This window comes from Solidesulfovibrio alcoholivorans DSM 5433 (assembly GCF_000702665.1).
In the GTDB taxonomy this organism is placed as follows: Bacteria; Desulfobacterota; Desulfovibrionia; order Desulfovibrionales; family Desulfovibrionaceae; genus Solidesulfovibrio; species Solidesulfovibrio alcoholivorans.
This window is the reverse complement of sequence record NZ_JNJA01000001.1, coordinates 521,600-539,745: the sequence shown is the minus strand read 5'-3', so window position 1 is coordinate 539,745 and position 18,146 is coordinate 521,600. Positions and strand designations below refer to the sequence as shown.

General features: G+C 65.8%; 17 protein-coding genes. 11 read left to right on the top strand and 6 right to left on the bottom strand.

Annotation, left to right across the window (positions count from 1 at the left end):
* Window positions 1-25 precede the first annotated feature (25 nt).
* The 3 genes from Q368_RS0102430 (at window position 26) to Q368_RS0102420 (ending at window position 1,966) form a co-directional block, all read left to right on the top strand.
* A complete protein-coding gene (locus tag Q368_RS0102430) occupies window positions 26-475 on the top strand; it encodes a response regulator (protein ID WP_029457141.1) in 450 nt (149 codons plus the stop codon).
* Window positions 460-984 (top strand): chemotaxis protein CheD, encoded by a 525-nt coding sequence (locus Q368_RS0102425; protein WP_029457140.1) that lies wholly within the window; start codon window positions 460-462, stop codon window positions 982-984. The genes Q368_RS0102430 and Q368_RS0102425 overlap by 16 nt, the downstream gene beginning before the upstream one ends.
* A gap of 169 nt (window positions 985-1,153) precedes the next feature.
* The gene (locus Q368_RS0102420) at window positions 1,154-1,966 is read left to right on the top strand and encodes a glycosyltransferase family 2 protein (protein ID WP_029457139.1); all 813 of its coding nucleotides are present in this window, start codon (window positions 1,154-1,156) and stop codon (window positions 1,964-1,966) included.
* On the opposite strand, the gene Q368_RS0102415 is transcribed toward Q368_RS0102420, so the two are convergent.
* Window positions 1,908-2,915, bottom strand: a complete 1,008-nt coding sequence (locus Q368_RS0102415) for a polysaccharide deacetylase family protein (protein ID WP_029457138.1) — start codon at window positions 2,913-2,915, stop codon at window positions 1,908-1,910. The two genes, Q368_RS0102420 and Q368_RS0102415, sit on opposite strands and share 59 nt — an antisense overlap.
* A 222-nt stretch (window positions 2,916-3,137) precedes the next feature.
* On the opposite strand from Q368_RS0102415, the gene Q368_RS0102410 reads away from it, so the two are divergent.
* Window positions 3,138-4,409 carry an HDOD domain-containing protein gene (locus Q368_RS0102410; RefSeq protein WP_029457137.1) on the top strand — a complete coding sequence of 424 codons (1,272 nt, stop codon included), beginning with the start codon at window positions 3,138-3,140 and terminating at the stop codon, window positions 4,407-4,409.
* Window positions 4,410-4,411: 2 nt separating this feature from the next.
* Here the strand turns inward: Q368_RS0102410 and Q368_RS0102405 are convergent, their stop codons facing one another.
* Together Q368_RS0102405 and Q368_RS0102400 are read right to left on the bottom strand one after the other, a co-directional pair.
* Window positions 4,412-5,884, bottom strand: a complete 1,473-nt coding sequence (locus Q368_RS0102405) for a glycosyltransferase family protein (protein WP_043784882.1) — start codon at window positions 5,882-5,884, stop codon at window positions 4,412-4,414.
* A gap of 32 nt (window positions 5,885-5,916) precedes the next feature.
* Complete coding sequence (locus Q368_RS0102400; RefSeq protein WP_029457135.1) at window positions 5,917-6,381, bottom strand: methyltransferase family protein; 465 nt, start codon at window positions 6,379-6,381, stop codon at window positions 5,917-5,919.
* A 63-nt stretch (window positions 6,382-6,444) separates the two neighbouring features.
* On the opposite strand from Q368_RS0102400, the gene Q368_RS0102395 reads away from it, so the two are divergent.
* Together Q368_RS0102395 and Q368_RS0102390 are read left to right on the top strand one after the other, a co-directional pair.
* Window positions 6,445-6,957, top strand: coding sequence for a hypothetical protein (locus Q368_RS0102395; RefSeq protein ID WP_211249757.1), 513 nt, complete (start codon window positions 6,445-6,447; stop codon window positions 6,955-6,957).
* Window positions 6,958-7,292: 335 nt separating this feature from the next.
* Window positions 7,293-9,167, top strand: a complete 1,875-nt coding sequence (locus tag Q368_RS0102390) for a methyl-accepting chemotaxis protein (protein ID WP_052359981.1) — start codon at window positions 7,293-7,295, stop codon at window positions 9,165-9,167.
* Between the two features lie 68 nt (window positions 9,168-9,235).
* On the opposite strand, the gene Q368_RS26890 is transcribed toward Q368_RS0102390, so the two are convergent.
* Window positions 9,236-9,454 carry an aldehyde dehydrogenase family protein gene (locus tag Q368_RS26890; protein ID WP_245611262.1) on the bottom strand — a complete coding sequence of 73 codons (219 nt, stop codon included), beginning with the start codon at window positions 9,452-9,454 and terminating at the stop codon, window positions 9,236-9,238.
* 407 nt (window positions 9,455-9,861) lie between these two features.
* On the opposite strand from Q368_RS26890, the gene Q368_RS22865 reads away from it, so the two are divergent.
* Window positions 9,862-10,347, top strand: a complete 486-nt coding sequence (locus Q368_RS22865; RefSeq protein WP_084158643.1) for an MBL fold metallo-hydrolase — start codon at window positions 9,862-9,864, stop codon at window positions 10,345-10,347.
* Window positions 10,348-10,440: 93 nt separating this feature from the next.
* Window positions 10,441-11,574: a DUF362 domain-containing protein gene (locus Q368_RS0102375; RefSeq protein WP_029457131.1), complete on the top strand. Its 1,134-nt coding sequence runs from the start codon at window positions 10,441-10,443 to the stop codon at window positions 11,572-11,574.
* Window positions 11,575-12,027: 453 nt separating this feature from the next.
* On the opposite strand, the gene Q368_RS0102370 is transcribed toward Q368_RS0102375, so the two are convergent.
* Window positions 12,028-13,239, bottom strand: coding sequence for an alpha/beta hydrolase family protein (locus tag Q368_RS0102370; protein WP_029457130.1), 1,212 nt, complete (start codon window positions 13,237-13,239; stop codon window positions 12,028-12,030).
* Between the two features lie 453 nt (window positions 13,240-13,692).
* Here Q368_RS0102370 and Q368_RS0102365 point away from each other — a divergent pair, with 453 nt between their 5' ends.
* On the top strand, window positions 13,693-14,430 hold the full coding sequence (locus tag Q368_RS0102365; protein WP_029457129.1) for an SDR family oxidoreductase: 738 nt from the start codon (window positions 13,693-13,695) through the stop codon (window positions 14,428-14,430).
* A gap of 31 nt (window positions 14,431-14,461) precedes the next feature.
* The gene (locus Q368_RS0102360) at window positions 14,462-15,235 is read left to right on the top strand and encodes an SDR family NAD(P)-dependent oxidoreductase (RefSeq protein ID WP_029457128.1); all 774 of its coding nucleotides are present in this window, start codon (window positions 14,462-14,464) and stop codon (window positions 15,233-15,235) included.
* Window positions 15,236-15,489: 254 nt separating this feature from the next.
* Here the strand turns inward: Q368_RS0102360 and Q368_RS0102350 are convergent, their stop codons facing one another.
* On the bottom strand, window positions 15,490-16,401 hold the full coding sequence (locus Q368_RS0102350) for a LysR family transcriptional regulator (RefSeq protein ID WP_029457127.1): 912 nt from the start codon (window positions 16,399-16,401) through the stop codon (window positions 15,490-15,492).
* 138 nt (window positions 16,402-16,539) lie between these two features.
* On the opposite strand from Q368_RS0102350, the gene Q368_RS0102345 reads away from it, so the two are divergent.
* A complete protein-coding gene (locus Q368_RS0102345; RefSeq protein ID WP_052359979.1) occupies window positions 16,540-17,766 on the top strand; it encodes an MFS transporter in 1,227 nt (408 codons plus the stop codon).
* Window positions 17,767-18,146 lie beyond the last annotated feature (380 nt).

Below are 18,146 nucleotides of genomic sequence, written 5' to 3'. Positions count from 1 at the left end.
CCGCAAGACGAACGGAGAGCCGCCCATGCCACGCGCCCTCATTGTCGACGACAGCCGCTATCAGCGATTTCTCATCATCCAGGCCCTGGAAGGACTTTTCACGCCCGAGGAAGCCGCCGACGGCCGCGAGGCCATGGCCCTGTTCGAGGACGCCCTGCGCCGGGGCGAACCCTTCGAACTGGTCGTCATGGACATCCTCATGCCCGTGCTGTCCGGCCACGACGCCCTGGCCGGCATCCGCCGCCTCGAGAACCAATACGGCGTCGAGGCCGGGAAACGCACTCCGGCGGTGATGCTGTCGAGCCTCGACGACCCGGCCAACATGTTGCGGGCCCAGTTCGAATCCGGCGCGCAGGCGTTCGTGACCAAGCCCTTCACGCCGCGTAACCTGCTGGAGGCCCTGGCGAGCCTCGGCCTCGTCGAAAATCCCCTGGGCGGCGATACGGACGAAGAATTTCCATGCAAGGCCTTCTAGACCGCTTTCCCGGACATGCCCTGGCCTTTCTGAACGTGGCCCAGGGGGGCCTCTACAACCGGCCGACCATGGCTCACACCGTGCTCGGTTCGTGCGTGGCCGTCACGTTTTTCGCGCCGCGCCACGGCCTGGCCGCCATCTTCCACGCGCTTTTGCCCAAGGCCGCCGAATACCGGCTGCACAACCCGGAACAGACGCCCTACAAGTTCGTGGACACGGCCATCACCACCCTCGTCCACCGCCTGGTGCACCGGGGCGTGCGCCTTGGCGATATCGAGTGCAAGGTGTTCGGCGGCGCAAGCGCCCTTTTCGCCGAGGACATGTCCGTGGGCCGGCGCAACGTGGAAACCGCCTTCATCACCCTGGCCGACCTGGGGCTGCGCGTGGCCGCCTCCAACGTGGGCGGCGAGCGCGGGCGCAAGATCGTCTACGCCTCGAGCACTGGGGAAATCTTCGTGCGCATGCTCAACAACTCCGCCGCCAACCAGGCCGCCTGCGCCTCCCGCTGACGCAGCAGCACAGGTTCGCTCCCGCGCCCCGGCGGCGCAAGGGGCCGAGGCAACGGTTGACAGACGCCCCGGTTTCGGGATTAGTGCCTCGTTGGCCGCGAGGAATCCGACTCGCGGCGCACTCCGCCGTCTCCCACGCGACACGGCGACCCCCCTGGAGCAACACCCCATGATGCACGGAAAGAAAGTGGTGGTGGTCATGCCCGCCTACAACGCGGCCGCCACCCTCGAAAGGACCTACGCCGAAGTGCCCAAGGACATCGTGGACGAGGTCATCCTCGTCGACGACTGCAGCCGGGACAACACCATCGAGCAGGCGCGAAAGCTCGGCCTGCGCTGCTTCCGCCATCACCGGAACTGGGGCTACGGCCGCAACCAGAAGACCTGCTACGCCGAGGCCCTCAAGACCGGCGCGGACGTGGTCATCATGGTCCACCCCGACTACCAGTACACGCCCAAGATCATCCCGGCCATGGCCAACTTGGTGACCTGCGGCGAGTACGACGCGGTGATCGCCTCGCGCATTCTCGGCGGCACGGCCCTGCACGGCGGCATGCCGCTGTACAAGTACGTTTCCAACCGTTTCCTGACGCTCTCCCAGAACCTGCTGCTTTCCGCCAAGCTCTCGGAATACCACACCGGCTACCGGGCCTTTTCCCGCGAGGTGCTGGAAGCGCTGCCGCTTTGGGAAAATTCCGACGACTTCGTTTTCGACAACCAGATGCTGGCCCAGACCATCTACTTCGGCTACCGCATCGGCGAGGTGTCGTGCCCGACGAAGTACTTCGAGGAAGCCTCGTCCATCAACTTCCGCCGCAGCTGCACTTACGGCATCGGCGTGCTCCAGACCTCGGTGCAGTTCCGCCTGCAGAAATGGGGCCGCAAGCAGTACCCCATCTTCGACAGGAACGGCCGGGGGCTTTCTAGCCCCAATCCCCCGTACTACGCGGACGAATCGCCGAACTGCGATCCGGCCAGCTGAAGTCCGGACCGGCAAGCGCGCCAAGCGTCGTTCCCCTGACGTCAAAGGTCCGCCGCAGCCATCCGGCAAAGCGGCGGACCTTGGCCAAAAAGCCGTCCACCGCGGCCTTGTCCGGGAAATGCGGACTGGCCCCCGGCAACAGTTCCGAGGAGTGCCAGAACAGGGTCACGGCGCGGCCGCCGCGCCGGACATGGGCGCGTACGGCCAGACGCATGGTCGCCTCGGGCATCCAGACCGGATTGACCCCAAGTGTCGCTGTTTTCATGAAAAACGTGCGCATGGCATCCCTGCCCCGGGAGCCGAGCCGTGCGGACAGGGCGTCGCAAAGCGCCGGACTGCCCGGCACGAGAGGCACCTGCGTGGTCGGGGCTTCGAGCAGCCGCGGCCCGTCCGGGCCGGCCGGGCGCAGCCAGTAGGGGTCGGCCGGGGCCAGGAAGTGGTCCGGCCCGCCGCGCACGTGGCGCAACGGCGCGACGCTCGAATCGACCGTGAACCCGGCCTCGGGCAGCACGGCCATGGCCCGGCGGAAGAGGTTCCAGCGCCCCATGCGAAACGACGTCGCCCGCCGGCCGCAAAAGGCCGCGGCAGCCTCCTGGAGCGACTCCAGCTTGGCCCGGAAGACGTCCCGCGGCATGACCGCGGTGGAAACGGGCTCGGGCCAGGGCATTTCGGGAAATGGCGGCGTGTTCCAGGGATGCAGGTGCGCGCCCAGTTCGCCGCCCAGCCGGGCGAGCAGGCCCTCCAGGATCGCGAGGCTCGGCCCGTGGCAAAGCACGGGATAATCGCAGAGATAGGTCAGGGGCAGCCCGAATTCCCGGGGCAGGAATTCCAGGCGCGCCAGATGCGCGATATTGGTCAGGCCCGCGCCGAAGCGGGGGTAGGAGCCGGAAAAAAGGCCCTCCTCCTCCACATCGAGGCTGACGACGACGGCGAGCGGTTGTGACGGCATGGCGTTCTCCCGCCGGGCATCCTAGCGGCGCGCCGGAAAAAGTACAGCGCTACCGGGAGGCGCGGCGTCGGAAGCAGCGGGCATGGGAATTGCCTGTATTTTGAAACGGCCCGGGGAGAACTCGAAAGGCGGACGGTTTTCCCTCGATTTCCTCGCCCGTCTCCTGTAATGCTGCTCTTCAGGAGAAGCGTCAATCCGGGCGAGTATTCCCAGGAACGTATCATGATGCAGCGAGTGCCCCTTGCGTTATTGCGGGCAGGGATGGTCCTGGCGGAGCCCCTGCGCCGCCGGGATGGTGCTCTCATGCTGCCGGCGGGCCTGGCCCTGACCGAGCGGCACCTGGAACTGTTCCCGGTCTGGAGCATCGAGGCGGCGGTCGTGGAAACCGCCGACGGCCCTCCCTGCGACGCGGCCCCGCCCGTTTCCCCCGACGACCCGCCACCCGACGGCGAAGCCCTCGACGCCGCCCGCGAACTGCTCGCGGCGCGCTTCATTCATGCCGACCTCGCCCTTGCGCCCACGGCCGTCCTGTTCGAACTGGCCCTGCCCCGCGCCGCCGCGCTGTTCGCCGCGCACGGCCCGTCCGCCCTGGCCCTGCCCTGCCCCCTGCCCGAAGCGTCGCGGCCGCCCCAGCCCGAGGCGCCGCCGCCGGGCCCCATGTCCGTCATCGAGTCCGACCCCAAGCTCACCTCGCTGCCGGACGTGTTCGTGCGCATCAACGAGGTCTTAAACGACCCCAACAGCACGGCCAGGGAAGCCGCCGAGGCCATCGGCAAGGACGCGAGCCTTTCCACCAAGCTCCTCAAGCTCGTCAACAGCGCCTTCTACGGCTTCCCGGTCAAGGTGGACACCCTGTCGCGCGCCGTGACCATCGTCGGCAGCCGCCAGCTCACCACCCTGGCGCTCGGCATTTCCGTCATCGCGCTGTTCAAGGATCTGCCCGGCGGGCTCGTGGACATGCGCTCGTTCTGGAAGCACAGCATCGCCTGCGGCGTGGTCGCCTCGACCCTGGCCGGCCCGGAAGCCGGCGGCGAGGTGGAGCGCCTGTTCGTGGCCGGGCTGCTCCACGACATGGGCCGGCTCGTGCTCTACCGCAACCTGCCGCGCCATGCCGCCTACGTGCTCGATACGGCCCGTCGCGAGGGCATGCTCCTGCGCGAGGCGGAACGCGCCTGGCTCGGGTTCGACCACGCCATGCTGGCCGGCATGCTGCTGCGCAAGTGGCGTTTCCCGGAAAGCCTCGAAAAGGCCGTACGCCACCATCACGGCGGTCTGGCCCACATGTCCATGCCCATGCCGGCGACGGTCCACGTGGCCGACGCCGTGGCCGGCGCGCTCGGGCTGGGCTCGAGCGGCGAGATCTATGCGCCGCCGCTGTCTCCCACGGCCTGGGGCGTGGTCGGGCTCGCGCCCGAACGCCTGGCCGACGTGGCGGCGGCCTCCACCGCGCACATCGAGGAAATCACCCGCGCCTTTTTGCCGGACGAGGCCTGAGCTCAACCCCGGCGCTCCCCCACGCATTCCATGATGCGCCGTATCCTGTGCCGGTAGGTGTGGTGCGCGGCGATATGCGCGCGCCAGGCCGCGACCAGGCCGTCGCGGTCCCGCTCGCGTTCCCGGGCCAGGTCCGGGATGTCCTGGGCCCGGGAATAGGTTACCGGCCGCGTCAGCTCCTCCGGAAAAAACGCAAGTCCCGGCGTGGCGTCGCTGAGCAGGCAGCCGCCCGCGGCCCAGACGTCGAAATGGCGCTGCGTGAGCCCGTGGGGCAGCAAGGGGCTCACGGCCCCGACCACGAAGCGCGCCGAAGCGTACAGGGAGGCAAGGGCCGACCCGTAGGGCACGGGCGGCAGGAAGTCGAAGCCCGCGCCGGCAAGCGCCGCCCAGGCCGCATCCCCGCAAACGGCCAGCTTCCCGGTGCGCGCCGCCTCGCGGATGACCAGCTCCCGCCAGGCCAGCCCGCTCTCCTCGGCCCCGCGCCCCACGCGGCGCGCCCCAAGGCCGGGCCAAAGCAGGGCCACGCCCTGGGCGCGCGCCCACCAGCCGTAATCGGGCCGCTCGCCACGCGCGAGCATGGCCGTGGCCTGCCGCCACAGGTCGGGGTCGGGCGAAAGCCCGGCGAAAAACGCCTCCTTGCCGGGAAAGGCGCTGCGTCCGACGAAAAGCAGCCGCCCGGCCAGCTCCGGCCGGTTGGGCACGGCCGCGAAAAAGGCCGGATCGGCGGCGAGCGGCAGATGATGGACGTGTCGCGCGCCGTGGCGCGCTAGGGGGTCGACGAACCAGTCGTCGGTGACGAAAAGGTGCAGGTCGCGCCAGGCCGGGGTCTTCACGCCCGAAAGGACGTGGAAGGGATTGTCCGCGAGCCACGTGGCCACGGGCACGCCGGCGCGATCAAGCAGCGCCTGGACTTCGCCTGCGCGGTCGAGGCCCGCGCAGTTGACGGAAAGGAAAAGCGCCGGCCGCTCCCGCTCCAGGCTCTCGAGCAGCCCGGACCGCGACACGACGCGCACGGCGAAGCCTTCCTCTGCCAGGGCGCGGGCGATGGCCGGGGCGAGCATGCTGCCCGGCATTTCCGGCAGATACACCGTGCCGGCGGCGTCCGCACAAGGCAGAGCGGGCAGGAGCAGCGTGGCGCGCACCGGCGCCCAGAACTGCGGAAAAAGCTGCAAGGATTGCGCGTGCAGGAGGATGTTGTCCGCATCCCCCGCGTCGCAGGCGTCGATGCGCCGCCAGCCCGGGGGAATGGCCGCGCGCCAAGCCTCGCCCGCCGCCTGGAAAAACGCCGGGCACTCCAGGTAGCGCACGTCGGCGTCCGGCGGCAGCTGCGCCGCCAGGGCGGCCGGGTCCGGGCCAATCCCCAGGAGCAGCCAGCGGCGGCCGCCCGGCAAGGCCACGGCCTCGTGGCCCGGGGCCACGGCGCGCGTCACGCCAAGGGCGTCGGCCAGACGCAGCCGGGTGGGACGTTGCCGCATGGAGTGCCTCGAAAACGCGGACCCGGCAACCGTCAGGGCCGGCACAGGCGCGGCACGATGCCGCCCACGCGTTCCCGGTAGCGGTCGTAGGCCGCGCCGAATTCCCGCCGCAGGTGCGCTTCCTCGTGGGGGATGCAAAGCCTGTAGAAGATCGCGGCCACCACGGGCGCGAAAAGTGTGAGCAGCGTGCCCCGCAGGAGCGCGAACCCCGGCACGAGCAGCCAGATCCAGGCGGCGTAGAGCGGATGGCGCACCACGGCGTAGACGCCGCGCGTGGCCAACTGCCTGGCATCCACGGCGGCGTACACGGCAAAGACGCCGAGCGCGTAGACCACGACGCCGAGCACGAGCAGCGTGCCACCCACGGCGAAGGCCAGGCGCTCGGGCACGAGCCGGTCGCAGAAGCCGGCGACGAGGACCGCGTCGTAGAGCATCGCCAACAAGGCGTAGAGAATCGTCCCACGGTAGAGCGTCGTGCCCATGCCCCATCGGTTCATGGCCCACCTCCTCGGGTCATGGCTCCATTGTGGCCGAAGCGCGCTTCCTGTCAAGAGCACGCCTTGACAGGAAACGTGCCGCCGGGCAACCCTGGGCGCAACGTGGCCCCTGTCACCCTCCGCCTCCTTTTCGCGGCGCCGTTGCCGCTTTGCGTCACCGCGGCCTTTCTCGCCCTGGCCCTCGGCCTGGCCGTGCATGCCCATCTCCTGCCGCACCCGCTTTTCGCCGCCGCGCTGACGGCAGGCTCCCTTGGCGGCGCACTCCTGGGCTTCGGCGATGCCCTGTCGCGCCATGCCGAATGCCGGCGCGTGCGGCGCATCCTCTCCCGACGCGGCTTCGACCCGCGCGTGCTCGACGCCATGGCCGCTTCCCGCTGCCAGCGCGACGCGGCCCTGTGCGCGGCGGCCGAAACCGGCTTCCGCGACGCCGCCGCGCGCCATTACCGCCTGCGTGGCTACCGCTGGCACCATCTGCTGCCGGACGGCTGGAAGGACGCCCCCTGGCGGCTGCTCGCCCCGCGCTTTCTCAAAAACAGCTTCCTGGCCTTCTTAAGCGCCCGCAACGGCCGACCCTGAAGCTCCCGGCCCCCGGAGCCGGCCCGTCCTGTACAGCTTTTCCTCTCGCCTGCAGGCGGACCTGTTTCCCGTCGCCGAGGCATGGGAAATGTTGCACAAGGCACTCGTACGCCGCCGCACGGGCAAAAGCAGTAACTGACGCGAGACGGCAGGAAGTGGCGCTTTCCATTCGCTACACATTGCGGGCGCGTGCTTTTTCTTACGCTGCGAATGCCCGACCGGCATTTGCGCCACTCTTTTCCGTCATCGTTTCTATTGAACCGCTTCCGGCTGCATGGTAGCGTGGGCCAAAATACCATTTGCAGTCGGCAATAAACCGGCAACTGGAGGCGATCATGTCCGAGCATGAGCAAAGCCTTTCCGGCTCCGCGACCTGGTTACGCAGCATTTCGCTTCGCTGGCGCTTCATGCTTCTGATCGCGCTCTTTACCGTTTTCGTGTGCGGCGTGACGGCTACCTTCTATAGCGGCATGCGAAACCTTGCCGACAGCGGCACCGTTTCCGCGCAAAAGATCATGCTGCAGGGGCAAAAGGACAAACTCGTCGTCGCGTCAAACGCCCTGGCCTCTTCCATCGGCGCGGCCGTCAAGGGCCTGCCCGACAAGGCGGCCAAGATCGCCATGATCCGCAGCATGGTGGACGAATTTCGTTTCGAGGAAGACAAATCCGGCTACTATTTCGTCTACGAAGGCACGGTCAACGTCGCCCTGCCCATCGCCAAGGACAGACAGGGCAAGGACTTGAGCGCCGCGAAGGACAAAAACGGCGTGGAGTACGTGCGCGAACTGGCGCGCAAGGCCCTCTCCGGCGGCGGATTCGTCGAATACGTCTTTCCCAAGCCCGGCCAGGGCGACCAGCCCAAGCTCGCCTACGCCGTGATGATCCCCGGCACGGACCTGTGGCTCGGCACGGGCGTATACATCGACAACATCGAGCGGGACAAGGCGGCCATTCGCGCGCAATCCCAGGCCGACATCCACAGCCTCGTCCTGCGCATCCTGGCCGGCGTCGGCGTCGGGCTGCTCGTCCTGATCGGCCTGAGCCTGCTCATTATCCGCTCCATCGCCGCGCCCATCCGCCATGCCACGGAAGCGGCGGCGCGCTGCGCCGCCGGCGACCTCGACGTCGCCCTGGACGCCTCGGGCCGGGACGAGGCCGCGCAGATGCAGGCGGCGCTCAACACCATGGTGGCCACGCTTCGCGACAACATGGCGGCCATCGCGGCCAAGACGCGCGAAGCCGAGGACAAGGCCCACACTGCCGAAGGCCTGCGCCGCCGGGCCGAGGAAGCCATGGCGCAGGCCGAAGCGGCCAGGGCCGAGGGCCTGCGCCATGCGGCCGAACGCCTGGGCGGCGTGGTCGCGGTCGTTTCCAGCGCCTCGGCCGAACTTTCGGCCCAGATCGAGGAATCGAGCCGCGGGGCCGAGGACCAGTCCCGGCGCGTGGCCGAGACGGCCACGGCCATGGAAGAGATGAACGCCACGGTGCTCGAGGTGGCGAAAAACGCCGGAAACGCCGCCGCTACCTCCGAAGAAGCCCGCAACAAGGCCAACGCGGGCGCGGACGTGGTCGGGCGCATGGTGGAGCGCATCGGCCGCATCCGCGACCAGGCACAGGCGCTCAAGGGCGACATGGGCCGCCTCGGAACCCAGGCGCAGGACATCGGCCGCATCATGAACGTCATTTCGGACATCGCGGACCAGACCAACCTGCTGGCGCTCAACGCCGCCATCGAGGCGGCGCGGGCCGGCGAGGCCGGGCGCGGCTTCGCCGTGGTCGCCGACGAGGTCAGAAAGCTCGCGGAAAAGACCATGACCGCCACCAAGGAAGTGGGCGAGGCCATCGGCGGCATCCAGCAAGGCACACGGCGCAATGTGGAAAACGTCGAGCAGGCGGCCGGGGAAGTGGAACAGGCCAGCGCCCTGGCCGACGAAGCCGGGCAGGCGCTGGCGTCCATCGTCACGCTCGTGGACAGCGCCTCGGACCAGGTGCGCGCCATCGCCACGGCGGCGGAGGAGCAGTCCGCCACGAGCGAGGAGATCAACCGTACCATCGAGGAGGTCAACGCCCTGGCAGCCGCCGCGTCCCGGGCCATGGACGAAGCCTCCACGGCCGTGGGCGAACTGGCCCGGCAGGCGCAGGAACTGGCCGCGCTCACCCAGGAACTGGAAAGCGAGGGGCATGCGACGGGGATCAAGGCGCTTTCGTAGCGGACGCCAGGCGTCGGCCCGCGCGGAGCGGCCGCATGGCGCGTGGCGTAGATCGACGCGGTGAGCCCCTATTCGCAGTCGTTGGCCATGGTGATGGCCGCGTCCAGATCGGTGAACGTGGCGAGGGGCAGCACCGGCCCGAACCTCTCCTGACGCATGATGTCCATGTCCCGCGCGCAGCCGGCCAAGACCGTGGGCTCGAAAGGACAGCCCTTGCCGCAGTCGGCGCGTTTGCCGCCCGAGCGCGGCAAACGCGCCCGGACGCAAGAATGCCGGAAGCCTGGCACACCAACCCGTTCCTCCAAGAACCATCGGCCACACGGGCTCTTCTCGGGCACGGAAAAGGGGAGGCTCCCTGCGCAACCGCCCTTCTCCCCCTGCTTTCGCGTGCCCTTCCTGCCAGCCACAACCAGCGCCTCGGGGCGCTCCCGGCAGGATCGGGCAAGAAATGGCGAGGATCGTGCCTCCCGTCCACGACCCCGAAGGAGTATGAACGCCCTTCGGGCGGTCGCATCGCGAGGCCCGAAAGCCCACGATACGAGGAGGGACGATGGCCAGCCGGGGCCGCAACATGCTTATTTTCCTTTTCTCCACAAGCGCCTGTCTGGCGTTGGCCGCATGCGTCGTCCTCAAGCAGGCGAACTTCGGGGCATACCCGAAGGGAAAAATCCTCGAAGCCGACTGAAATACGGCCCTGCGCTTCGAAAACGGCCTCGTCGTCCACGTCGTGCCCGCCCGACACTATTCCGGACGCGGTTTCAGCCGAAACAAGACCCTGTGGGCCGGATTCGTGCTCGAAACGCCCCGGCGGCGGTTGTTTCTGAGCGGCGATACGGGCTACGGTCCCCACTTCGCGGACCTCGGGCGCGCCTTCGGCGGCTTCGACCTGGTCGCCCTGGACGGCGGCCAGTACGACGCCCGCTGGCCGCTTATTCACATGACGCCCGAAGAAGCCGTGCGCGCCGCGCAAGACCTGGGAGCCAGGTCCATGCTGCTTGCGCATGTCGGCCGGTTCTGCATCGCGGCGCACGCGTGGGACGAACCGTTCAAGCGCGTCGTCGTGGCGGGCAAGGGCAAGGACTTTCGCCTGCTCACGCCGAAAATCGGCGAACCTGTCCGGCTCGACGGCAGGGAGCAGCATTTCCCGCCGTGGTGGCAGGGTGTTGACGCGGCGACATGACAGGGGCCATCGCCTTGCGGCGATGACGCTTTCATACGCGGCGCGAGGCCGCGCGAAGCGAAACCCGGGCAGACCCAGAAAAGGTGAAGAGGCATGGAAAAGGCAAAAGTGTATTTCACGGACTTCCGCACGAAGGCTTTCGGCGACGGCCTGCCGACCAAGCTCAAAAAGATGATCAAGAAGGCCGGAATCGGCCAGATCGACATGAAGGGCCGGTTCGTGGCCATCAAGCTGCATTTCGGCGAGCTCGGAAACATCAGCTACCTGCGCCCCAACTACGCCAGGGCCGTGGTGGACGTCGTCAAGGCCCAGGGCGGCAAGCCGTTCCTGACCGACTGCAACACCATGTACCCGGGCAGCCGGAAAAACGCCCTGGAGCATCTGGAATGCGCCTGGGAAAACGGCTTCACGCCCCTGACCGTGGGCTGCCCGATCCTGATCGGCGACGGCCTCAGGGGCACCGACGACATCGTCGTCCCCGTCGCGGGCGGCGAATACGTGCGGGAGGCCAAAATCGGACACGCGGTCATGGATGCGGACGTGTTCATCAGCCTGACCCACTTCAAGGGGCACGAACTGACCGGGTTCGGCGGCACGCTCAAGAACATCGGCATGGGTTGCGGCTCCCGCCGGGGCAAGGCGGAACAGCACAGCGACAGCAAGGCGTCCATCAAAGAATCCCTGTGCAAGGGCTGCCGCGCCTGCCTGAAGGAATGCGCCAACAACGCCCTGGAATTCAACAAGGAGACCAAGAAGACGCACGTCAACCAGGACAACTGCGTCGGCTGCGGGCGCTGCCTCGGCGCGTGCAACTTCGACGCGATCTCCTTCGGCTACGACGCCGCGGTCGCTTCCCTGAACTGCCGCATGGCGGAGTACGCCAAGGCCGTCCTGGACGGCCGCCCGCACTTCCACATCTCGCTGATCGTGGACGTCTCCCCCAACTGCGACTGCCATGGCGAAAACGACGCGCCCATCCTGCCCGATATCGGCATGTTCGCGTCCTTCGACCCGCTCGCGCTGGATCAGGCCTGCGCGGACGCCTGCCTCAAGGCCACGCCGCTGCCGGGCAGCCAGCTCAGCGACAACATGGCAAAGCCGGATTTCGTGGACCACCACGACCACTTCGCCAACTCCAGGCCCGAGTCCGAATGGCGCACCTGCCTGGCCCACGCCGCGAAAATCGGCCTGGGCACCCGGGAATATGACGTGATCGTGGTCAAATAGTCCGGCACGCCAGCGGGCCGGCAAAGAGGCTGCAACGCAAAGCGGGCCTTTCCCCCGTTTCCACGGGAGAAAGGGCCCGCTTTTTTTGGTCAACGCGCAAAGGGGCGGAGGTGTCCTTTCCGGCGCGGAAAACACCACTCCGGTTCAAGCCGGCGGCCGCCTGCGGCATCCTGGAGAGGCCTGCTATGGTACTCCAGAGGTCCTGGGTTCGATTCCCTCCAGTTCCACCAAGAAGAATGCCAAGGGGTCACCGAGAATTCGGTGCCCCCTTTTCCTTTTGGAAAAAGCACCAGCGCCAACACTGCCATCCCTGGGGAAATCGGGCCTCAGCCGCTGTCCCCCTTGGAACGGCCCAGGATAGGGGCGTAGTGCGCCCCCAAAGGGGTGGCCGGGCCGGCGGCCGGGAGGAGAAAGACGGGACACTCCCCAGGGGACCCACCCGCCTCCAACTCGCTATTGGACGAGGAGGCTGTCGAACCAGTCCTTCTGGTCGCGAACGCCGAAAAGGAACGTGCCTCGGTGGTCTGCGTTGTCTCCGGCGTAGACGGCCTCGGCCGGCGCTCCTCCGACCGCCTTGGCATAGTCCACCGGAAGCGTCGCCACATAGGGAGGCATGACTTCGTCGATCTTGCCGTAATAATAGCGGCTTGGCGTCCGATACCGCCACCGGTAGGCCTGATTTTCCTGGAGCCGTCTGTAGAAGCGGCTGTTCCCCATGGAGCTTTCGGCGGCAAATTCCGGTCGCAGCAGCTCCCCCACCGTTCCGGGCAGTTTCCTGGATGCCTGCTCCCAGTCGATCTTGTTCTCATAGAGGTCGTTGGCCGTCTGCCAGTACTCCTCCTTGATGGCCGCCCGGCTCAGACCCGGCAGATCGTAGTAGTGTTCATAGGCGAAAATGAACAGGAGCGGCGAGCCCGGAAGCCAGGAGGCGTCCAGGGACGTGGGGTTGTTGATCCAACGGGTCAGCAGCAAATACAGATCACACGGCGTGCTGGCCGTGGCCGCGGCCTTGACCGGGATGTCCAGGATTTCGAGCTTGTGGCGGAATTGCATCGTTGCCCAGGCGCCCTGGGACCAACCGCTGAGGAAAAGGCTTTGCTGCGTGAGTCCGAGGTCCGAGCAGACCACGCGGGACGCGAAAAGCATGTCCAGACAGGCTTGGGCCGTGACGTCCCTGACCATGTAACTGTCCGGCTCCGGGGATTCGCCCTTGCCGACGTAGTCCGCGCCGATGACGATATACCCCTGCCCGGCGAACCGGGCGATCATGAGCCGCGTTTCCATGGACTCCTCGGGGTGCGAAGGCACGGCCGTTTTCGTGAACACGGTGCCGTGCTGGTAGGAGACGACAGGCAGGGTCTTTTGCGCCACCTGCGGCACGGCGATCAGGCCGGAAGCCGTTGTCGGCTCGTTGCCCAGTTCCGGGATCACGGTTTCGTAGAAGACCCTGTAGAGGCTGACGGCGTTTTTCGCCGGGGGATAGGCGACCTTGAACGTGCTGAATTCCGCCAGTTCTTCGTTCAGAATCTTGTTGAGCCGCTCGACGGTGTAATCGCCAATGTGTTCGTAGCGGACCGAGGATTGAACGGCGGGAAGGGACGCGGCCGGGACGGGAAGCGAGGCACCGGTGAGGAGCACAACCAGGGCCAGGACAATACGTTTCATAAGCGATCCTTGGCGGTCTTTGCGGCAACGGCTGGTGACAAAAGATTGGGCCAAAATCCGGGCATGGCTGGATGCCAGCATTGCAAACCGAAGAATGCCTGCTGCGGGCATGAAATCAAAGCGTCTTTTTGACGAGGAAAAATCAAGGCGAACCCAGGGGACACGGCCCAGCCGCGCCCGGTTGCCCGCCACCAGCAAAAACTCCCGAAAAATTGCTTGGTGTTGCGTAAAGCCGAAAAGGATCGGCCGAGGGCATCACCCCGAGCGTTGCGGCAGCCCAGGCGGGGCTACCACTTCCAACCACCCCCGCGAGTATAGCCGTGCCTGCGAAAAGGCGCGGTCGCATACCAGGCTATTCATGATTTCTACTCATTGATATTATTCTTAAATGACGCTTCCAGCATTAATGTGCAAGCCTTATAGCAACTGCGAACGCCAATATGGAGGTGCGTCATGGAAATCAAAAAAAGTATCGCCCTGGTCACCGGGGCCAATCGCGGGCTGGGACAAGCTTATGCGCAAGCGCTGCTCGAGGCCGGCGCGGCGAAGGTCTATGCCGCCAGCAGAGATCCTTCGGCCATCACGGACCCGAGGCTTATCCCCGTACGCCTGGACATCACCAACGCGGCGCAGGTCGCGGCGGCGTCAGTCGCCTGTCGAGACGTGAATCTCCTGATCAACAATGCCGGCATCATGCGCAGCACCCCTCTTCTGGCCGAAGGGGGTGAGGCGGCCCTGCGTGACGAGTTGGAGGTCAACGTCCTGGGATTGCGGGCCATGATCCGGGCCTTCGCTCCCGTGCTCGCCGCCAACGGCGGTGGCGCCATGGCCAATATGCTGTCCGTGGTCAGCTGGTATGTCTATCCCTTCAACGCCACGTACTGTGCCTCCAAGGCGGCTGCCCTGGCTGTTACCGAGGCGGCGCGCACAGAGCTTCACCGCCAGGGAACGCTCGTCGTCGGTGTCTACGCGGGTTTTCTCGACACCGATATGGCGGCAAACGTCAGCGGGACCAAGACGCCGCCACGCCAAGTGGCCGAACGTACCCTTGAAGGCATCCGGCAGGGACAACATCATGTGTATGCCGACGACCATGCCGTGCAACTCCGCCATCTGGTGCTGACAGACCCCGAAGGCTTGGCCGAACGGATGCGGGAGGCCTGGGAGCAAGGCCAGGGCTGGAGGGCGTAACCGGCTGCATGCAAGAGCATAAGGAGCAATCATGCCCAGGGTTTTCATCACCGGATCGTCTACGGGGCTTGGACTCATGGCCGGCCGGTTGCTTGCGGAACAAGGCCATCAGGTCGTCCTGCATGCCCGCAACCGGGCGCGGGCCGAGGACGCCCGCCAAGCCATGCCCCGGGTGGAAGCCGTTGTCACGGGCGATCTCACCGAGATTGCCGGCATGCGGCGCATTGCGGACCAGGCGGCCGGGCTTGGCCGATTTGATGCGATCATCCACAATGCCGGCGTCGGCTACCGCGAACCTCGGCGCATCGTCACTGCCGACGGGCTTTCCCACGTTTTTGCCGTCAATGTCCTGGCCCCGTACGTCCTCACCGCAGTGCTCGAAAAACCGGACAGGCTGGTCTACCTCAGTTCCGGCATGCACAGGGGGGTGCCTGCCTGTCTGGAGGACCCGGTTTGGGAGAAACGGCGCTGGAACGGGGCCGATGCTTACGCGGAAAGCAAGCTTTACGACGCCATGCTCGCCTTCGCCGTGGCCAGACGATGGCCGTCAACGCTTTCCAACGCCTTGGAACCGGGCTGGGTCCCCACACGCATGGGCGGCCCGGGAGCGCCGGACGACCTGGATCAGGGGTATCGCACGCAAGCGTGGCTGGCTGTCAGCGAGGCTGCGGCGGCTCGTGTCTCAGGCCGTTACTTCTATCATATGCGGCAGATCGACCCAAATCCGGACGCTCTGAACGCAGACTTGCAGGAACGGCTTTTGGATATCTGCCGGCAGTACTCGGGAATCGTCCTCCCTGATTGAAAAGGGGCCGGGCATGCCGGCCCCTGAGGCCGCGAACAGCGCGTTCGCCGGTATTGCCGACGATGTTGCCGCTCACCGCAAGCATGATGCTTGCTTCCTGGACGGGACCGATCGCCTCATCGACTGAAACCCCTCGAAAACGTGCTCCGCAAAAGCTCAAATGGTCGGCCAATGCCATCGGTCAGCCGGTTCTTTGTCGGGGGTGGCAGGATGGCAGACAGGGCCACCGCAACGGGCGCCGGTGCATCCTGGCGCTAGAGGGCGGCCTGTTTCCCCAACTCTGTGCAGAAATCCAAAAAGGCGCGGACCTTTGCCGCCGGATGACGCCGGGAAGGATGCACGGCGTAAAGCGGGAAGATCTCGTCCGGCCAGTCGGGAAAGAGATCGACCAGAGCGCCGCTGGCAATCCACTGTTCGACTCCGAGTGACATCACTTGCGCCACACCGGCGCCGCCAAGGCATGCCTGTAGCATGGTGTTGACATCTGTCAGCAGAAGTTGCCCATTCGTTTGAACTGGAATGATCGTTGTCCCGCGTTGAAACTCCCATTCGAAAGGCCGGCCCGTCTGCGGGTTGCGAAACTGTATGCAGGCATGATTGGCCAGGTCTTGGGGCCTTTGCGGTTTGCCATGTGCCTTGAGATAGGATGGCGTCGCCACTGTTAGAATCCGCGTCTTGAGCAAAAGACGGGAAATGAGTGAAGAAGAGGGCTGCGGGCCGAAACGGACAGCGACATCCATGCCGTCTGAAACCAGATCGCCGACATCATCGCGAGTATGGATCTCTATTTGGAGATCCGGGTAACGCGCGGTGAATGTCGACAGATGCGGGGCGAGGACAAGGCCCGAAAAAAACGGGTCAACATTGATCCGCAAGCGCCCGCGAACCATGTTTGCGGCGCCCGAGGCGTCGTTTGCAGCCTCTTCTATGCCTTCCAGGTGCGACACGACAGCCTCGTAGAAGCGCGCGCCTTCATCCGTCAGGTGCAGAGCCCTGGTTGTCCTGTCAAACAAGCGGATTCCCAGCCGATTCTCCAGCCGTGAAACCGACCGGCTGACCCCGGATGGCGTCAGCCCGAGCATGTCGCTGGCTCCTGCGAAGGAGCCCCTTTCAACAACGGCAGCCAGCACGCCCACCCCAGACAGAATGCGTCCGTCAAAACTCATCCTTACACTCCATGTGCAGTGCACAGTCCCGTTCCCGAAGTATCGTGATAATTTGTCATCAATGATGCGACACACAGTCTCTTGAGGCATTAATATCTCTTCTGTATAGCAGGGTCAAACTTGAAACAGGAGCGCAGCATGAGCGAAACAATTTCTACGCAACCACTCGATCAGACAGAACAAACCGGTGTTTTTGTCGGTGAGGTCAAACAGCGTGCTCCGCTGGCGGAGGCACTTGCCGTTGTCGCCTTGTCCCTCGGAACCTTTGCTTTTGTCAGCACGGAGCTGATGCCCATCGGCATCCTGCCCCAACTGGCGGAGGGCATCGGCGTCTCGCTTGGACAGGCTGGCTTCCTCGTAACGGGATTCGCGGTGCTTGTCGCGATTGCGGCGACCCCGCTCACCGCAGCCACGCGGCGCTGGAACCGTAAAGGCTTGATGCTCGCCCTTCTTTTGGCTTGCACACTCGGCAACATCCTTACTTGTCTCGCTCAAAATTACGCGGCGCTTTTGGCTGGCCGCCTCATCGTGGCGGCGGCAATCGGCATCTTCTGGTCGACGGCCGCCAGCATGGCGGTGCGGATCGTGCCCGAAAAGCACGCCGTGCGTGCGACCGCAGCAATCTACGGTGGCCTTGCGTTTGCTTCCGTGCTCGGCATTCCCGCAGGTACTTTTTTAGGCAGTTACGCCGGTTGGCGAATTGTCTTTGTCGCGCTCGCGATTCTTGCCTTCGCGGTGTTCATCAAAATGTGGCTGACCTTGCCCAGCCTGCCCGCGGGGCACGAGGGCAAACATAGCACAGTTGCCGAAGCCTGGCGGGAACGTCCGTTGCGCGCAGCGGTCTATGTGACAGCGCTCATCATGATGGCCAATTTCCTCGCCTTTACCTATATCGCGCCCTTCCTTGAGCACGTCAGCGGCTTTGAAAGCCGGTGGATTGGCGGCCTGTTGCTAGCTTATGGCGTGGCGGGATTGTTCGGCAACTTTGGCATTGCTCCGATTATGGCGCACGGATACCGGCCAACGCTCTTCATAACGATGGCCGTATTGATCGGCAGCCTTGCGGCGCTGACCTTTGCCGGAACAAGCCAGCCACTCGTCATCGCGCTTCTTCTGCTCTGGGGTGCCGCATACACGGCCTTGCCGGTGCTCATGCAGACTTGGGTATTCAAGGCGGCGGCGCATCTGAACGGTCCAGAAGCTCCGTCATCCCTGTACGTCTCTGCCTATAACGGGGCAATCGCCGCCGGAGCCCTGGTAGGAGGGGTGGTTGTCGATCACGCCGGACCGTGGTCGATCATGCCGATCTCGGCCGCCATCGGAATACCCGCCTTGCTGATCGCCTTGAAACATGCCCCGAGGTGAGCTGTCGCTCCGGGGTGCGGGATGGCGGAAATCCGAGCATGAAGGGTTCTCGTTGGTGCGCGTAGCCCGCGAGTTCCTCAGTCGGCATCGGGCTGCTGATGGTCTTGCTGGCCACGAACAACACACGGGGCGTTCTGCATGCGCACAACGCCGAGCGCCCAGGGCGAAAGGGGGAGGTTCTGCCTGCTCCCTTTCGCCCTGCCGGGCCAAGGGGACAAAGGAACGGCCCGGATCGCCGGACGGCGACGGGAAGCGGCCGTCTTATAAATACATGGCCGTCAATCCGGACACGCCGGGACATTTCTTCGTGGCCACCCACCCCGCGTATTGGCCGCGTCGCCTCGTCGAGACGACCGACGCCGGCACGACCTAGCGGCGGA